Source organism: Microbacterium sp. Root280D1, assembly GCF_001428975.1.
Classification (GTDB): domain Bacteria; phylum Actinomycetota; class Actinomycetes; order Actinomycetales; family Microbacteriaceae; genus Microbacterium.
This window is the reverse complement of the sequence record NZ_LMJK01000002.1, coordinates 1,107,947-1,124,659: the sequence shown is the minus strand read 5'-3', so window position 1 is coordinate 1,124,659 and position 16,713 is coordinate 1,107,947. Positions and strand designations below refer to the sequence as shown.

Genomic DNA, 16,713 nt, shown 5'->3' with positions numbered 1-16,713 from the left:
GAGTGTGGATTGTGTCCCACAGTCTAATCGCCCGCGGCAGTGCAGAGTTCCGGTCCTGCCGCGCAGCGCCGGGGGTGAAGAGGACGCTCTAGAATTGGATCCAGTCCAACAAACGACGCGTCCGCGTCCCTTCGCCTTCCCTCCCGAGGAACAGCATGCCCACCACCTTCCTGCGCCGCGCGATCCCGCTCGGTGCCACCGTCGCCGTGAGCGCCCTCCTGCTCAGCTCCTGCGCCGCGCCGTCCTCCGAGTCCGACGGCGGAGAGCTCGTCTGGTCGATCGAGGGCGCGAACCTCTCTGCCGGGCACATGGATCCGCAGGTGAGCCAGCTCGACGTCTCCGGCATGGTGCAGCGGGCAGTGCTCGACTCGCTGGTCTTCCAGGAGGACGACGGCTCGTTCAGCCCCTGGCTGGCGAAGGAGTGGACCGTCTCCGACGACAGCACGGAGTACACCTTCGTCCTCCGTGACGACGTGACGTTCACCGACGGCGAGGTCTTCGACGCCGAGGCGGTCAAGGCGAACTTCGACCGCATCGTCGACCCCGAGACGGAGTCGGCGCAGGCGGCGTCGATGCTCGGAGCAGACTTCTACGCGGGTACGGAGGTTGTCGACGAGCACACCGTCACGGTCAGCTTCACCCAGCCGTACGCGCCGTTCCTGCAGGCGGCCAGCACGCCGCAGCTCGGGTTCTACTCACCGGCCGTGCTGGCGGAGTCCGCCGACCAGCTGAAGGCCGGAGGGCCCGATGTCACGGTCGGCACCGGTCCGTTCGTGCTCACCGAGTACACGCCCGATCAGGAGCTGGTGTACACCCGGAACGATGACTACGCCTGGGGGCCGCACGGCGAGGATGCGGCGGAGGTCGAGACGCTGCGCGTCGAGATCCAGCCGGAGGCCTCCGTGCGCACGGGCGTCGTGCAGAGCGGCGAGGCGGACCTCGCGAGCAACATCCCCCCGAACCTCGCGGGAGATCTCGGCGACGGCATCACCGTGGACTCGGTCGAGTACCCCGGCCTGCCGTACTCGCTGTACCTCAACGAGAAGTACGGTGTCTTCGCCGACGAGAAGGTGCGCCAGGCATTCGCTCGGGGCATCGACGTCGACGCCGCCGTCGAGGAGATCTTCTTCGGGCAGTTCCCACGAGCATGGAGCGTGCTCGGCTCGACGACTCCCGGGTACGACGCCTCCCTCGAGGACAGCTGGCCTTTCGATGCAGCAGCGGCGAACGCTCTCCTCGACGAGGCCGGCTGGACGGAGCGCGACAGCGACGGCATCCGCATGAAGGACGGTAAGCGCCTGTCTGCGCGGTGGATCGCATGGACCCCGGTGCCGGACGACCGGGCCGCCCTGGCGAACGCCATCCAGTCGGATCTCAAGGGGATCGGGTTCGAGGTCGTGCGCGAGGTGCTGGAGCCCGGCGCCTACAACGAGCAGTACGGTCCGAAGACCTTCGACCTGACGGACTGGGGATTCTCCGGCGTCGACCCCGACTTCCTCCGTGCGCACCTGCACACAGAGGGGTTCCAGAACGCCTCCCAGGTCACCGATCCGGAGATCGACGCTCTGCTCGACCAGGCCGTCGCCTCCAGCGATCAGGACGAGCGCAACAGCATCTACACGCAGCTGCAGGAGTGGAATGCGGAGTACACGGCCATCGTCCCGCTCTACAGCCCCTCGGCGATCACCGCCGTCGGCGAGCGGGTCAGCGGTCTCGACTACGACCTGTACGGACGTCCGCTGTTCTACGACGTGAGCGTCGGCTGACCGCTGAGTCGTCGAGCCCCCTTGGGCATATCGCTGCGGTATCGTTCGTGAGCGAGCGCCGCGTGCCGAAGGGTGCTCAGAGATCGTCGAGAGGGCGCCAACGGTGAAGGCAGCGCTCATCCGGATCGCCGGTCTCGCGGCATCCGTCGTGATCGTGCTCTGGGGCGCGGCGACACTCGTCTTCCTGGCGTTCCGCGTCATCCCGGGCGATCCGGTCTCGGTGATGCTCGGGCCGCAGGCTCAGGTGAGCGAGGCGGTCAAGGACGGCATCCGTGCGGAGCTCGGCCTCGATCGACCCCCGCTCGAGCAGTATCTGACCTTCATCGGTCAGCTCGCCCGGGGAGACCTGGGCGAGTCGTATCAGCTGCGGATGCCGGTGACCGAGGTCATCGGCCGTCAGCTCGGATCGACGCTGCAGCTCTCGGCGCTGGCTCTCGTGATCGCCGTACTGCTCGCGCTCGCCGTCGCCCTGCTGGTGCGAGGCCAGGCAGGACGAGCCGTCGCCGCGGGCATCGAGCTCGTCATCCTGTCGTCGCCCGTGTTCTGGATCGGACTGATCCTGCTCAGCGTCTTCGCATTCGGACTGGGGTGGTTCCCTGTCTCGGGTGCCCGCAATCCGGCGACGATCGTGCTGCCGGCCATCACGCTCGCGCTTCCCGTGGCGGCGCTGCTCAGCCAGGTGCTGCGGGATGGACTCGTGCAGGCCGAGCGGATGCCGTTCGCCGAGACCGTGCGGGCGCGGGGTGCGAGCCCATCCTGGTTCACGCTGCGTCACGGGCTGAGACACGGTGCCGCGAATGCCGTGACCCTGGCGGCCTACCTGACCGGATCGGTGCTCGGAGGAGCGGTGCTCGTAGAGACCGTGTTCGCCAGGGCGGGCCTCGGCCGGGTCACCCTCGCGGCCATCACGAACCGCGATCTGCCGGTGATCACCGGGATCATCCTGCTCAGTGCCATCGTCTTCGTGATCGTGAACCTCGTGATCGAGCTGCTGCATCCGCTCATCGATCCTCGGCTGCGCACCGGGCGGGGAGGAAGGCGATGAAGCGCGCGCAGACCGTGCTGCTCTGGTGCGCCGTGGCCGTGCTGCTGGTGCTCGCATTCGCTGCGGCCTTCCCCGCTGTCCTCGCCACGCACGACCCTCTTCAGACCGACGTGCGCGCATCGCTTCTGCCGCCCAGCGCCGAGCATCTGTTCGGCACCGATCAGAGCGGGCGTGACGTCTACTCGCGCGTGCTCTACGGGGCCGGGCGCTCGATCGGCATCGGCCTGCTCGCCACGGGCATCGCGCTCGCCGTGGGGCTGCTCATCGGTGCGCTCGCCGGCCTCGCCCCGCGGGGAGTCGACGCGGCACTCATGCGGGTGAACGATGTGCTCATGGCCTTCCCCGAGTTCCTGGTCGCGCTCGTGGTCGTGGCGGTGCTCGGGCCCGGACCGGTCAACATGGCGATCGCCGTGACGCTCGCCGCCGTCCCCGTCTACATCCGGTTGGCGAGGGTGCAGACCCGCACCCTCCGCAGCGCCGAGCACGTCGAGGCCGCCCGGATCCTCGGCGTCCCCCCTGTGCCCGCGTTCGTCCGGCATGTCGTGCCGGGTGTGCTCGGGTCGCTGAGCGTGCTCGCGACGATCGGCATCGGCTCGAGCATCCTCGCGGCCGCCGGACTCAGCTTCCTCGGTCTCGGCCCATCGGAGCCGACTCCCGAGTGGGGCCTCATGCTCGCCGGAGGACGCAACGTGCTCGGACAGGCCTGGTGGATCGCCGTGTTCCCCGGCATCGCGATCACCGTCACCGTGATCGCGGCGACGATCGTCGGCCGCGTGCTGCGTGCCAGAGCAGAGGGGCGGACGTCGTGACGGAAGCGCTCGAGCTGCAGGGGTTGCGCATCGACTTCGGTGGGACGCCCGTCGTCGACGGGGTGTCGCTGTCGGTGGCGCGAGGGGAGTGCGTCGCCATCGTCGGTGAGTCGGGCGCGGGCAAGTCGCTCACCGCGCGGGCACTTCTCGGACTGACGCCCGCAGACGCACGGGTGCGGTTCGAACGGTTCATCATCGACGGGACGGATGTCGCGCGGTTCGGCGAGCGGCGTTGGCGGTCTCTGCGCGCCGCGGGCATCGCGCTCGTCTCGCAGGATGCCCTCGTCTCGCTCGATCCGCTGCAACGGGTGGGATCGGAGATCGCCGAACCCCTGCGTCTCCACGGCCTCAGGTCCGGACGAGCGGCGCTGCGCGAAAGAGTGCAGGAGCTGCTGCACCGCGTCTGGATGCCGGACGCCGCCCGCCGAGCGCGGCAGTACCCGCACGAGCTCTCCGGCGGACTCAGGCAGCGGGCACTGATCGCCTCGGCCATCGCGGCCGAACCCGCGATCCTCGTCGCGGACGAGCCGACCACGGCTCTCGATGCGACGGTGCAGGCGAGGATCCTCGGACTCCTCCGCGACATCGCCGACGCCGGCACCGCGATCGTGTTCATCAGCCACGACTTCGCGGCCGTCCGTCGCATCGCCGATCGCGTGCTGGTGATGCGCAACGGCGTGGTCGTCGAGTCCGGGCCCGTCGGCGAGGTTCTCGAGAAGCCGCAGCACGCGTACACCCGACAGCTGATCGCCGCGACGATGCACGAGCCGCGTGTGACCTCTACCGACGACGTGACACCCGTGCTCGTCGCCACAGGCGTCACCAGGACATACGAGGAGATCGCCGCCGTGAACGACGCGTCGTTCGCCGTGCATCAGGGACGCACACTCGGCATCGTCGGGGAATCGGGGTCGGGCAAGACGACGCTCGCCCGGATGATCGTCGGCGTCGAGCAGCCGGACGACGGCGGCCTGCGCTGGATCGGCGAGCACCGCGTGCAGCTCGTGCACCAGAATCCGCTCGGCGCATTCGATCCCCGATGGAGCATCGGGCGGTCGCTGAGGGAGGCGCTCGCCGCGGGCGGCGTGCCTCGGGCGCTGCGGGCCGCGCGGGTGTCCGAGCTTCTCGCCGAGGTCGACCTCGACCCCGTATTGGCGACCCGGCGGCCGTCCGCGCTGTCGGGTGGGCAGCGACAGCGTGCCGCCATCGCTCGGGCACTGGCTGCCGAGCCCGAGGTGCTCGTGCTGGACGAGCCGGTGTCGGCTCTGGATCCGTCGGTGCGTGAGCGCGTGATCCAGCTGCTGCTGAGGCTGCAGCGCGAGCGTCGGCTGACCATGATCTTCGTGTCGCACGATCTCGATGTCGTCGGGGCGGTCGCCGACGACGTGCTGGTGATGCAGGACGGCGTCATCGTCGAACAGGGTGCAGTCACGGACGTGTTCGAATCGCCGCAGCATCCGTTCACTCAGGAGCTGCTCGACGCGAACCGGCCCGTCAGTCCCTGACCTGGATGCCGATCCCCGCCGCGAGTACCGGTGCGAGCTGTTGCACCTGGAAGCTGCTCAGGGTCGTGCCGCGGAGGCTGTTCGCATCGAGGAACGCCGAGGCGTCGAGCCCGCGCAGGTCGACGTGCGTGGCGCGCATGCCGCGGGAGTCCACCTCGTCGCAGCGCGTGTCGGTGAAGCGCACGCGGGTGAGCTCGGCCTGGGGCATGTCGATCGTCCGGATGCTGCACGCGGTGATCTCGATGTCCGTGGCCTTCGACGCCCCCAGGTTCAGATAGTCGATCCGCACGTCGCGGAGCTCCAGCTCGTCGATTCGGGCGCTGCTCAGATCGAGCGTGCCGATGCGTCCGCCGCTGATGCGCACGCGACGGATGCCGGCATCCCGCATCTTGAGCGAGGCGATGCGGACACCCGTCATGTCGACGTCGATGAGGGTGGCTCCGGTCAGATCGACACTGTCGGCGTCGGCCGTGATCGTGCACTGCTCGAGTGAGGCGTGGGCGAGATCGGCTGCGACCTCGAGATCGAGCTGTGCCGCCAGCAGGTCGGCGCTGCGCCGAGCCGTCGCCGACTCGAACTCGAGGGGAAGGTCGGGAGGCGAAACGCGGGGAGCCGCAGGGGATTCGGGGGAGCGGGCCATGCTTCGAGGGTAGGGGGTGGGTGAGACACTCCTCGGTTCGGCTGCTCCTTCCTCGGTTCAGCTGCTCCTTCCTCGGTTCGGCCGCGCCTTCCTCGGCCGGATGCGCTTCACTCGGCCTATCGCGCGGAATCGGACCGAGGGAGGTGGATTCGGCCGAGCGAGAGTGGGAGCACGAGAGTGGCGAGCGAGCGACGTCTGCGGACGCCTCGACCGCTCCTGCACAGAACGCCACGAGACGCCGTTGTGCGCACAAGCCTGGAACGGGGGGCGACGCGCACGCGATACGTCCCACACTGGCTGGGTGCGGAGAACGTCAGAGGACTTGCTTGCGACGATGACGGAGCTCGGCGGCGTCGTGCGTGTCACCGTCATCCAAGAGCGCGGATTCGCTCGGAGCCTGGTCGCGTCGGCGGTCGAAGGCGGTGTGCTGATCCGGCCGCGACGAGGATGGCTCGCGGTGCCTTCCGCCGACGGGATGCTGATCAGCGCGGCGCGCCGAGGCGTCGTGCTGACCTGCCGTACTCAAGCCGCTCGGCTCGGTCTCTGGCTGCACGACGATTCGGGCAAGCCACACGTCGCCGTCGGGCCGAACGCCGCGGGGAGGCGACGTGTCGACGCGCAGGTGCACTGGGGCAGTCCGATCGTGCCGCGTCATCCGGATGTGCTCGTCGATCCGATCGAGAATGTGCTGGCGTACATCGCTGAGTGCGAGCCTTTCGAGCGGGCGCTCGCGACCTGGGAGTCAGCGCTCAACAAGTCGCTCGTCACGATGGAAGCTCTGCGCGGATACTCGTGGAAGCCGGCGGCGCGGCTGATTCTCGAACGGGCCACTCCTTTCGCCGATGCGGGGCTGGAGACCTACCTTCGTGCGCGACTGCGGTGGTTGAGAGAGCCGATCCGCGTGCAGATCTGGATCGCGGGCCACCGCGTCGACGCTCTGATCGGCGACCGATTCGTCGTACAGATCGACGGGGCCCACCACGTCGGTGCGCAGCGATCCGAAGACATCCGGCACGATGCCGAACTGCGGCTGATGGGGTATCACGTGATGCGCGTGTCGTACACGCACGTCATGTTCGACTGGCACATCGTGCAGGACCTGATCATGCGCGCGGTCGCGCAGGGACTGCACCGCGCGGGGTGAGTGACCCGCCGTTCAGACGCTTCGCACCGTCGGACAGATGGTCGTACCTCGGCCGAATTCCCGGAGACTGGCCGACGGAGGTGCATTCGGCCGACGGGGGCGCGGGCCCCGAAGACAGAACCGACGTCGGAAGCGCGCACGGACTTCGGCCGCGCTCAGGAGGCAGGAGGCGCACGCGCCGCACCGCGCGTACAATGGGAGACAAGAGCTGTGATCCGGACATCACCGGGGAGCTCTCGGAAGAACGGTCGGCTCGCGAGGGCGGACTCAGTAGAACCGAGCGGGGCAGGCCCGTCACAGCCGCAGTGAGAGTGGCTCCGCCGTGAGGCGCGGCACGCGAGGTGGTACCGCGGTCCCCGGAACGACAAGCCGGACGGATCGTCCTCGCAGCAGCATCCGCCACGACTCCTGCGAGACGACATGACCTACCCGCGTTCCTCCTTCGGCCCCGCCGCCGACCAGGCTGCCTCCGTCGCCCCGAGCCCTCGGTTCCCTCAGATCGAGCGCGAGGTGCTCGACTTCTGGGAGACCGATCAGACCTTCCGCGCCTCGATCGAGCAGCGCGAGGGCGAAGACGAGTGGGTCTTCTACGACGGCCCGCCGTTCGCCAACGGCCTGCCGCACTACGGGCACCTGCTCACGGGCTACGCCAAGGACGTCTTCCCGCGATTCCAGACCATGATCGGCAAGAAGGTCGATCGTGTCTTCGGCTGGGACACCCACGGTCTGCCCGCCGAGCTCGAGGCCATGAAGCAGCTCGGCATCACCGAGAAGAGCCAGATCGAGGAGATGGGCATCGACGTCTTCAACGCGAAGGCGAAGGACTCGGTGCTCAAGTACACACATGAGTGGCAGGACTACGTCACTCGTCAGGCTCGCTGGGTCGACTTCGAGCGCGGATACAAGACGCTCGACCTCGGTTACATGGAGAGCGTGCTCTGGGCGTTCAAGACCCTGTTCGACAAGGGACTCGCCTACGAGGGATACCGCGTGCTGCCGTACTGCTGGCGCGACGAGACCCCGTTGTCGGCGCACGAGCTGCGCATGGACGACGACGTGTACCAGAACCGTCAGGACCCGTCGGTCACCGTCACGTTCCCGCTGACCGGTGCGAAGGCTGAGGCCCTCGGTCTCACCGCCGTGCGGGCACTCGCCTGGACGACCACACCCTGGACCCTGCCCACCAACCTCGCGCTCGCCGTCGGCCCCGACATCGAGTACGTCGTGCTGCCCGCCGGTCCCGGAGGAGCTGCCGACGTGCACCAGGTCGCGGGAACGACGGATGCCGCCGTCGAGGCCTCGGCCCACCGCTACCTTCTGGCGCGTGAGTTGCTCGGCGGCTACGTCAAGGAGCTCGGATACGAGAGCCTCGACGAGGCGCTCGCCGCGGTCGACGCGACGGTGCGCGGAGCCGAGCTCGAGGGCGTCACCTACGACCGGCTCTTCGACTACTACGCCGACGCCGAGACCTACGGCACGGAGAACGCCTGGCGCATCCTCGTCGACGACTACGTCACGGTCAGCGACGGCACCGGCATCGTCCACCAGGCTCCTGCCTACGGTGAGGACGACCAGCGGGTGGCCGGTGCTGCCGGCATCCCGACGATCCTGTCGCTCGACGATGGCGGACGATTCCTGCCGAACGTCACCGACGTCGCCGGGCAGCTGTGGATGGACGCGAACACGCCGCTCATCCGCCTGCTGCGCACCGAGGGGCGCCTCCTGCGCGAGCAGAGCTACGTGCACTCGTACCCGCACTGCTGGCGGTGCCGGAATCCCCTGATCTACAAGGCCGTGTCCAGCTGGTTCATCCGCGTCACCGACATCAAGGACGACCTGCTCGCGAACAACGAGCAGATCACCTGGGTGCCCGAGAACGTGAAGCACGGCCAGTTCGGCAAGTGGCTCGAAGGCGCGCGCGACTGGTCGATCAGCCGCAACCGCTACTGGGGCTCGCCGATCCCGATCTGGAAGAGCGACGACCCCGAGTACCCGCGCGTCGACGCCTACGGCTCGCTCGAGGAGATGGAGCGCGACTTCGGCACGCTCCCGCGCAACCCCGAGGGTGAGATCGATCTGCACCGCCCATACATCGACGACCTCACCCGTCCGAACCCCGATGACCCGACCGGCCGGAGCACGATGCGCCGCATCGAGGACGTCTTCGACGTGTGGTTCGACTCCGGCTCGATGCCGTACGCCCAGGTGCACTATCCGTTCGAGAACCAGGAGTGGTTCGACACGCATGCGCCCGCCGACTTCATCGTCGAGTACATCGGGCAGACGCGTGGCTGGTTCTACGTCATGCACGTGCTCTCGACGGCGCTGTTCGATCGACCGGCGTTCACGGGCGTCAGCTGCCACGGCATCGTCCTGGGCAACGACGGCTACAAGATGTCGAAGTCGCTGCGCAACTATCCGGACGTCTCCGAGGTGCTCGACCGCGACGGCTCCGACGCGATGCGCTGGTTCCTCATGTCGAGCTCGGTGCTGCGCGGCGGCAACCTCGCAGTGACCGAAGAGGGCATCCGCTCGGGCGTGCGCGAGTTCCTGCTCCCGCTGTGGAACTCGTGGTACTTCTTCGCGACGTACGCCAACGCGGCGAAGCCCGGCGGATACGAGGCGACCTGGCGCACTGATTCGACTGACGTCCTCGACCGCTACATCCTCGCTCGTCTCGGCGACCTGGTGCGCGAGGTGCGAGCGGACCTCGAGGGTCTCGACTCCACGACCGCGTCCGCGCGTCTGCGCGACTTCGCCGAGGTGCTCACCAACTGGTACATCCGTCGCTCGCGCGACCGGTTCTGGGAGGGGTCGAGCACAGACGCCTTCGACACGCTCTACACGGTGCTCGAGACGCTGACCCGGGTCGCCGCGCCTCTCGTGCCGCTCATCAGCGAGCGCGTGTGGCAGGGGCTCACGGGCGGACGCAGCGTGCACCTGCAGGACTGGCCGGATGACACCGCGTTCCCCGCGGCGGACGAGATCCGCGACGCGATGGATGCGGTTCGCGAGCTGTCGAGCGTCGGCAACGCCCTGCGCAAGAAGGAGAAGCTCCGTGTGCGGCTGCCACTCGCACGCCTCACGGTGGTGTCACCTCTGGCGGCCACGCTCGGCCAGTTCGAGGACATCCTGCGCGAGGAACTCAACGTCAAGTCGGTCGAGCTCGTCCAGCAGTCGGACACGACCGCCGGCGGATACGGGATCAGCCACCGGCTGAGCGTGAACGCCCGTGCGGCGGGTCCGCGCCTGGGCAAGAACGTGCAGACGGTGATCAAGGCCGCGAAGTCCGGCGACTGGTCGGAGGTCGACGGCGTCGTGACCGCGGGTGGCATCGTGCTCGAGCCGAGCGAGTACGACCTCGTGCTCGAGACCACCGGCCGGCCCGAGGGGGAGGCGCTCGCGATCGTGCCGAGCGGCGGATTCGTGCTGCTCGACACGACGACCACTCCTGAGCTCGAAGCCGAGGGACTGGCGAGAGACGCCATCCGCGTCGTGCAGGAGGCCCGCAAGAATGCGGACCTCGATGTGAGCGACCGCATCGTTCTGGCACTGAACGTGGGCCCGGCCGATGCGGAGGCGCTGCAGGCGCATGCGGACCTGATCGCGGGGGAGACCCTGGCCGTCGCGTTCGCGGTGCAGGCGACCGACGACATGGACACCCTCGTGCAGGAGGTCACCAGCCCCGGCGACGGCGTCTTCCGCAGTGGTGCGACCGCCCTGGGCGCCGACAAACGCCCGATCATCGTCACGATCGACGTCACGACGAAGGAGCCCGCCGAATGAGCGCACGCGACAAGGCCGATGCCGTCTACGACAAGCTGCTGAGTCGTGCGGGGGAGCGCTGGGTGCAGCCGCGCAAGGAGCGCACAGCGCGCATCCTCGCGTATCTCGACGATCCGCAGCGCACGTATCGCGTCGTGCACATCACGGGTACGAACGGCAAGACCTCGACCGCTCGCATGATCGAGACCCTGCTGCGCGCGCACGGGCTGCGCACGGGCCTCTTCACCAGTCCGCACCTCGAGCGCTTCACCGAGCGCATCGTGATCGATGGAGAGCCGATCGAGGATGCCGCCGTCGTCGACGCCTGGAACGAGATCGAACCGTTCGTCGAGATCGTCGACGCCGAGCTCGAGGCAGCGGGTGAGGAGCCGCTCACGTTCTTCGAGCTGCTCACCGTGCTCGCCTTCGTGGCGGTGGCGGATGCCCCGGTCGACGTGCTCGTCCTCGAAGTGGGAATGGGCGGCGAGTGGGACTCGACCAACACGGCCGACGGTGATGTGGCGGTGTTCGCGCCCATCGACATCGACCACGCCGATCGTCTCGGCGGCACGATCGCCGAGATCGCGACCGTGAAGGCGGGAATCATCAAGGAGGGCGCTGCCGTCGTGTCGGCCCAGCAGCCCGCGGAGGCCGCCGAGGTGCTGCGCCGTGTCGCTGCCGAGAGGAATGCCACGATCGCCTTCGAAGGGGAGGAGTTCGGACTCGCCGAGCAGAAGCTCGCCGTCGGCGGACAGCTGCTGACCATCCGCGGTCTCGCCGGAGCGTATGTCGAGGAGTACCTGCCCCAGTACGGAGCGCACCAGGGACACAACGCGGCTCTCGCGGTCGCAGCCGTGGAGTCGCTCATCGGCGGGGCGCAGCAGCCGATCGCCGCCGACATCATCTCGGAGGGCCTGCAGGGCTCGACTTCGCCGGGGCGACTTCAGCTGTTGGGCGTCGCTCCCACGGTGATCGTGGATGCTGCGCACAACCCGCACGGCGCAGCCGCGCTCGTGCAGGCGATGGATGACAGCTTCGACTTCGACGAGTGGGGTGTGGTGCTCGGCGTGCTCGCTGACAAGGATGCCGCCGGTATCGTCTCGAAGCTCGCACCCGCGGCGGCCCATGTGTTCGTCACGGCGCCCGAGTCCGACCGTGCGAGCGACGCGGATCTCATCGCCGATCTCGTCGAGTCGACGGGACAGCGCGCGACGGTGCACCCGACGCTCGCCGAGGCAGCGGACGCCGCGCGCGAGTGGGCGGCGTCATCGGATCGCCGGGCCGTCGTGATCGCCGGCTCGGTCGTGCTCGCCGGTGAGGCGATCGCTCTCGCCGAGGAAGAGGACTGGAAGTCGGGATGGCGCGCGTGACCGCTGCATCCCGCCCGGCCCGTCCGCCACGTCCCCCACGCACTCTGGTGCAGAAGCTGGCGCCGATCGTGCTCGGTTTCGAGTCCATCGTCGTCTTCCTCGCGGGGCTCACGGTCTTCGGTCTGAAGACGCTGCCCGCAGGCATCCCGCAATGGTGGGGGATCGTCGGCGGTGCCGTCGTCGGGCTCGCCTGCCTCGCCCTCGCCGGCATGATCACGAAGCCGTGGGCGATCACGGCGGGCTGGGTCCTGCAGGTCGTCATCGCTCTGGCAGCTATCCTGGTCCCCGCGATCCTGCTCGTCGTCGTGGTTTTCGGCGGCATGTGGGGGTATGCGACGATCATGGGGGCCCGATTGGACGCACGACGTCCCGACGGGCCCACGACTGAGACTCAGACAGAGAGTGAATGACATGGCCACCGAAGAAACCCTCGTCCTCGTCAAGCCCGATGGTGTCGCCCGCGGCCTCACCGGCACGATCCTGGCGCGCATCGAAGCGAAGGGCTACGCCCTCGTCGACATCCGCCTGGTCGAGCCCGACCGCGACCTGCTCGCCGAGCACTACGCGGAGCATGAGGGCAAGCCCTTCTACGAGCCGCTCCTGGAGTTCATGCTCTCGGGCCCGTCGGTCGCCATCCGCCTCGCCGGCAACCGTGTGATCGAGGGCTTCCGCTCGCTCGCCGGCACGACCGACCCCACCACCGCCGCGCCCGGCACGATCCGTGGCGACTTCGGCCGCGACTGGGGTCTCAAAGTGCAGCAGAACCTCGTGCACGGCTCGGACAGCCCCGAGTCGGCCGCACGCGAGCTCGGCATCTGGTTCGACTGACCGATCCGCACACGATGAAGCCCGCCGCACGAGATCGTGCGGCGGGCTTCGTCATGTCCGGGCGGGGTCAGAAGATGATGCGCGCCATCTCGCCGAGGAAGTCCAGGCCCTGCAGCTGCGCCATCATGATGATGACCGCGTAGGCCAGGATGGTGGCCAGCGGAACCCATACCATCAGCTTGTCGGCGCGTTCCCGGGTCTTCTCGTTCCGTGTGAAGGTGCCGTTGCGGGTCAGATGCAGCATCGTCGCGAAGAAGGTCGGGATGGTCACTGCCCACGTCACCATGCACCACGGGCACAGAACCCCGAGGTTCGCGGCGTAAAGGCTCTGGCCGATGAGCCAGCAGACGAGTCCGAAGGCGAAGGTGATCCCCGCGCCGAAGGCCGCCCAGAACCACCGCGGGAACCTCGCCCCGGCGAGGATCGCGACGCCGATCACCAACGGGGCCATCCACCCGGTCAGTCCGAGCAGCGGGTTGGGGAAGCCGAAGATCTCACCCTGCCAGGACCCCAGGTTCTTGCTGCACTGGATGAAGGGGCTCACATCGCAGGCGAGCGCATCGGTCGGGTTCTCCAGAAGCACGAACTTCTCGACCGTCAGCTGGAAGGCGGCGAACCAGCCGATGACGCTCGCGATGATCAACCACACGGCATAGACGACGGGGCGGGTGCGCTGCTCGCTCATGTGTGGATTCTCTCAGCGATCGCTATGTATCGGGCGTGAGCGCGCCGGAGAAAACGACCCGGAGTCGCGAGGATGCCGCGAACCGGGGCACTTGGTGCGATAATGGCCTGTGATGCATCGCTCGACCCCGTCGTGGCGCGCATCGACGCAGACTTCGGGGCCGTATGCCCCTCGTGATCAGAGCCATGGGCCGGTCGCACACCGAATGAGTTCGCGACACCTGCGGGTGTCGCATGAGAGTTAGCGGAACACGAAGTGTCCGCGCGAGGAGCAAGCCAGAGATGGCCGATGAGAACAATGACTACGACGCCCCTACCCTCGACTTCACTGCGGATGCTGACGCGCCCGCAGAGGTAGTCGCCGACGCTCCGGAGGCTGAAGCATCCGACGCTCCGGCCGACGGCGAGGGTTCGACGAGCGAGACCGCCTCGGCCGAGGAGACTCCTGCGGAGGAGGCTCCTGCTGAGGATGCTCCTGCTGAGGAGGCTCCTGCTGAGGATGCTCCTGCTGAGGAGGCTCCTGCTGAGGATGCCGCTGCTGCGGAGGCTCCGTCGCAGGACGCGCCCGACGCCTCTGCAGAGCAGCCCGCTGTCGAAGCCGCACCCGAGCAGCCCGCTGCCGAGAAGCCCGCTGCCGAGAAGCCCGCTGCCGAGACCGCACCCGAGAAGCCGGAGGAGCCCAAGCCCCTCACCGCCGTCTCGCTGGGGCTGCTCCCCGAGGTCTTCGTCTCGCAGGTCTCGACCCAGCTGCACTTCTACGCACCCGAGGTCCTGCCGCTTCCTGCGCGCACGGGTCGTGAGCGTGTGTTCGACCGCATCGCCGACCGCGAGCAGGACGAGCCGGCCGGTCGCCGCGGCCGTCGTCGTCGCGGCGGTTCGGACGACCTCGACACTCGCGATCAGCGTGAGCCGCGGGAGCAGCGCGATGAACCGCGCCAGCCCCGTCAGCGCGTCGTGGAGTACATCACCGAGCCGAAGGCCATCAAGGGCTCCACGCGCCTGGAGGCGAAGAAGCAGCGCCGCCGCGACGGACGTGACGCAGGTCGTCGTCGCCCGGTCGTGACCGAGGCGGAGTTCCTCGCACGTCGCGAGTCGGTCGACCGCAAGATGGTCGTCCGCTCCAAGAACGGCCGCACGCAGATCGGCGTCCTCGAAGACGGCGTGCTCGTCGAGCACTACGTCGCTCGCAACCAGGACGCATCGCTGATCGGCAACGTCTACCTCGGTCGCGTGCAGAACGTGCTGCCGAGCATGGAGGCGGCGTTCGTCGACATCGGCCGCGGCCGCAACGCCGTGCTGTACTCCGGTGAGGTCGACTGGGACGGCGTCGAGACCGGCAACCAGCCGCGTCGCATCGAGCTCGCGCTGAAGGCGGGCGACCGCGTCCTCGTGCAGGTCACCAAGGATCCGGTGGGCCACAAGGGCGCGCGTCTGACCAGCCAGATCTCGCTCCCGGGCCGCTACCTCGTGTACGTGCCGGGCGGATCGATGAACGGCATCAGCCGCAAGCTTCCCGACAACGAGCGCACGCGCCTGAAGCGCATCCTCAAGGAGGTCCTGCCCGAGTCCTCCGGCGTGATCGTCCGCACGGCGGCCGAAGGCGCCACCGAGGACCAGCTCACGCGTGACGTCCAGCGGCTCACCAGCCAGTGGGAGCACATCCGCAAGCAGGTCGAGAACCAGCAGGCACCCGCACTGCTGCACGCCGAGCCCGACCTCCTCGTCAAGATCGTCCGCGACGTCTTCAACGAGGACTTCACGAAGATGCTCATCCAGGGCGAGGACGCGCAGCGCACGATCCGCGCCTACCTCGAGAGCGTCGCACCCGACCTCCTCGAGCGCGTCGAGTCGTATGAGGACGAGACCGACCCGTTCGACGCTTTCCGGATTACGGAGCAGATCGAGAAGGCGCTCGACCGCAAGGTGTGGCTGCCCTCGGGCGGTTCGCTGGTCATCGACCGCACCGAGGCGATGACCGTCGTCGACGTGAACACCGGCAAGTTCGTCGGCTCGGGCGGAAACCTCGAGGAGACCGTCACCAAGAACAACCTCGAGGCGGCCGAGGAGATCGTCCGCCAGCTGAGGCTGCGTGACATCGGCGGCATCATCGTCGTCGACTTCATCGACATGGTGCTCGAGTCCAATCGCGACCTGGTTCTGCGTCGCCTGATCGAGTGCCTCAGCCGGGACCGGACGAAGCACCAGGTCGCCGAGGTCACCTCGCTCGGCCTCGTGCAGATGACCCGCAAGAAGCTGGGCCTCGGCCTGCTCGAGACGTTCAGCGAGGCGTGCGACGTATGCGCCGGCCGCGGCGTCATCGTCCACCACGACCCCGTCGTCAAGCACCGCTCCAGCAGCAACGGGAACGGCAACGGCAACGGGAACGGCAGCTCTCAGTCCAACCGTCGCCAGCGCGGCGGCAACGGTCAGTCGCAGAGCGCTGCTCCGGCCGCGGTGACGACGCACAGCATCCCCGAGGGAGCGAAGTCGGCACTCGCGCAGATCGCAGCCTCGACGCGCACTCCGAATGCCGACGAGCCGGCAGAGGCCGTCGCTCCCGTGGCTGAGCCGACGGAAGCGACCGCACCGCAGGAGCGCGCCAAGAAGCCTCGCAAGAAGCGTGGATCCGACCGCAAGTCGTCGCCGAAGTCCCCGGCGGAGGCGCTGCTCGATTCGGTGCTCGATGCTCTTCCCGAGCCGAAGGCGCCCGGTCAGGGTCGCGGTCGTCGCCGCGTCTCGACGGCTGCCCTCACAGGCACGCCCGTCTCGGTGAACTCCGAGCCGTCAGCGCCGGTCGCGAGCGGGGATTCGCAGTCCTGAGGCGATCAGCCGCCTGACCAGCTCCTTGCCGCCGACATGCTGTGCGCCGGCGGCGAGGAGCCGGGGGATGATCTCTTCCGGAACGTCGTAGTGGTCGAGATCGAACGCGCGCGCGGGCACGTCATGCGCCCTCGCGAAGTCGTGCAACTCCTGCAGGGTGTCATCGCTGACGAGATGAGCCCACAGGCGCCCGTGCGCAGGCCACAGGGGGTCATCGACGAGAACGGTCATCCCTTCAGCCTATGACCGGACACACCGGGCGGCACGTTTTGCCACAGTGTCCCGCATCCGGTAAAGTAGTCCCTTGGTGCGTATGCCGCGTCGTCCTGGACGGTCG

General features: G+C 68.4%; 13 protein-coding genes. 10 read left to right on the top strand and 3 right to left on the bottom strand.

The window, feature by feature from the left end; all coding sequences use genetic code 11:
• The first annotated feature begins 155 nt into the window (after positions 1-155).
• The 4 genes from ASE34_RS11660 (at position 156) to ASE34_RS11645 (ending at position 5,125) form a co-directional block, all read left to right on the top strand.
• Entirely contained in the window at positions 156-1,766 is a 1,611-nt protein-coding gene (locus ASE34_RS11660) for an ABC transporter substrate-binding protein (RefSeq protein WP_056278921.1), read from the top strand.
• Positions 1,767-1,869: 103 nt separating this feature from the next.
• The gene (locus tag ASE34_RS11655; RefSeq protein WP_056278920.1) at positions 1,870-2,811 is read left to right on the top strand and encodes an ABC transporter permease; all 942 of its coding nucleotides are present in this window, start codon (positions 1,870-1,872) and stop codon (positions 2,809-2,811) included.
• A complete protein-coding gene (locus ASE34_RS11650; RefSeq protein ID WP_056278919.1) occupies positions 2,808-3,620 on the top strand; it encodes an ABC transporter permease in 813 nt (270 codons plus the stop codon). The genes ASE34_RS11655 and ASE34_RS11650 overlap by 4 nt, the downstream gene beginning before the upstream one ends.
• Positions 3,617-5,125: an ATP-binding cassette domain-containing protein gene (locus tag ASE34_RS11645; protein WP_056278918.1), complete on the top strand. Its 1,509-nt coding sequence runs from the start codon at positions 3,617-3,619 to the stop codon at positions 5,123-5,125. The genes ASE34_RS11650 and ASE34_RS11645 overlap by 4 nt, the downstream gene beginning before the upstream one ends.
• On the opposite strand, the gene ASE34_RS11640 is transcribed toward ASE34_RS11645, so the two are convergent.
• Positions 5,115-5,765, bottom strand: a complete 651-nt coding sequence (locus tag ASE34_RS11640) for a pentapeptide repeat-containing protein (RefSeq protein ID WP_056278917.1) — start codon at positions 5,763-5,765, stop codon at positions 5,115-5,117. The two genes, ASE34_RS11645 and ASE34_RS11640, sit on opposite strands and share 11 nt — an antisense overlap.
• A 334-nt stretch (positions 5,766-6,099) precedes the next feature.
• Here ASE34_RS11640 and ASE34_RS11635 point away from each other — a divergent pair, with 334 nt between their 5' ends.
• From ASE34_RS11635 to ndk, 5 genes are all read left to right on the top strand, one after another.
• The gene (locus tag ASE34_RS11635) at positions 6,100-6,909 is read left to right on the top strand and encodes an endonuclease domain-containing protein (protein ID WP_056278916.1); all 810 of its coding nucleotides are present in this window, start codon (positions 6,100-6,102) and stop codon (positions 6,907-6,909) included.
• Between the two features lie 420 nt (positions 6,910-7,329).
• Positions 7,330-10,695 carry an isoleucine--tRNA ligase gene (gene ileS, locus ASE34_RS11630; protein ID WP_056278915.1) on the top strand — a complete coding sequence of 1,122 codons (3,366 nt, stop codon included), beginning with the start codon at positions 7,330-7,332 and terminating at the stop codon, positions 10,693-10,695.
• Entirely contained in the window at positions 10,692-12,044 is a 1,353-nt protein-coding gene (locus ASE34_RS11625) for a bifunctional folylpolyglutamate synthase/dihydrofolate synthase (protein WP_056278914.1), read from the top strand. Before ileS ends, ASE34_RS11625 begins: the two co-directional genes overlap by 4 nt.
• Positions 12,032-12,454: a DUF4233 domain-containing protein gene (locus ASE34_RS11620; RefSeq protein WP_053096593.1), complete on the top strand. Its 423-nt coding sequence runs from the start codon at positions 12,032-12,034 to the stop codon at positions 12,452-12,454. The genes ASE34_RS11625 and ASE34_RS11620 overlap by 13 nt, the downstream gene beginning before the upstream one ends.
• Position 12,455: 1 nt before the next feature.
• Positions 12,456-12,872: a nucleoside-diphosphate kinase gene (ndk, locus tag ASE34_RS11615; protein WP_029261664.1), complete on the top strand. Its 417-nt coding sequence runs from the start codon at positions 12,456-12,458 to the stop codon at positions 12,870-12,872.
• Between the two features lie 67 nt (positions 12,873-12,939).
• On the opposite strand, the gene ASE34_RS11610 is transcribed toward ndk, so the two are convergent.
• Positions 12,940-13,557 (bottom strand): vitamin K epoxide reductase family protein, encoded by a 618-nt coding sequence (locus ASE34_RS11610; RefSeq protein WP_053096588.1) that lies wholly within the window; start codon positions 13,555-13,557, stop codon positions 12,940-12,942.
• 281 nt (positions 13,558-13,838) lie between these two features.
• Here ASE34_RS11610 and ASE34_RS11605 point away from each other — a divergent pair, with 281 nt between their 5' ends.
• The gene (locus ASE34_RS11605) at positions 13,839-16,376 is read left to right on the top strand and encodes an Rne/Rng family ribonuclease (RefSeq protein WP_056278913.1); all 2,538 of its coding nucleotides are present in this window, start codon (positions 13,839-13,841) and stop codon (positions 16,374-16,376) included.
• On the opposite strand, the gene ASE34_RS11600 is transcribed toward ASE34_RS11605, so the two are convergent.
• Positions 16,341-16,607, bottom strand: coding sequence for a DUF4031 domain-containing protein (locus tag ASE34_RS11600; protein WP_053096584.1), 267 nt, complete (start codon positions 16,605-16,607; stop codon positions 16,341-16,343). The genes ASE34_RS11605 and ASE34_RS11600 overlap by 36 nt on opposite strands.
• Positions 16,608-16,713 lie beyond the last annotated feature (106 nt).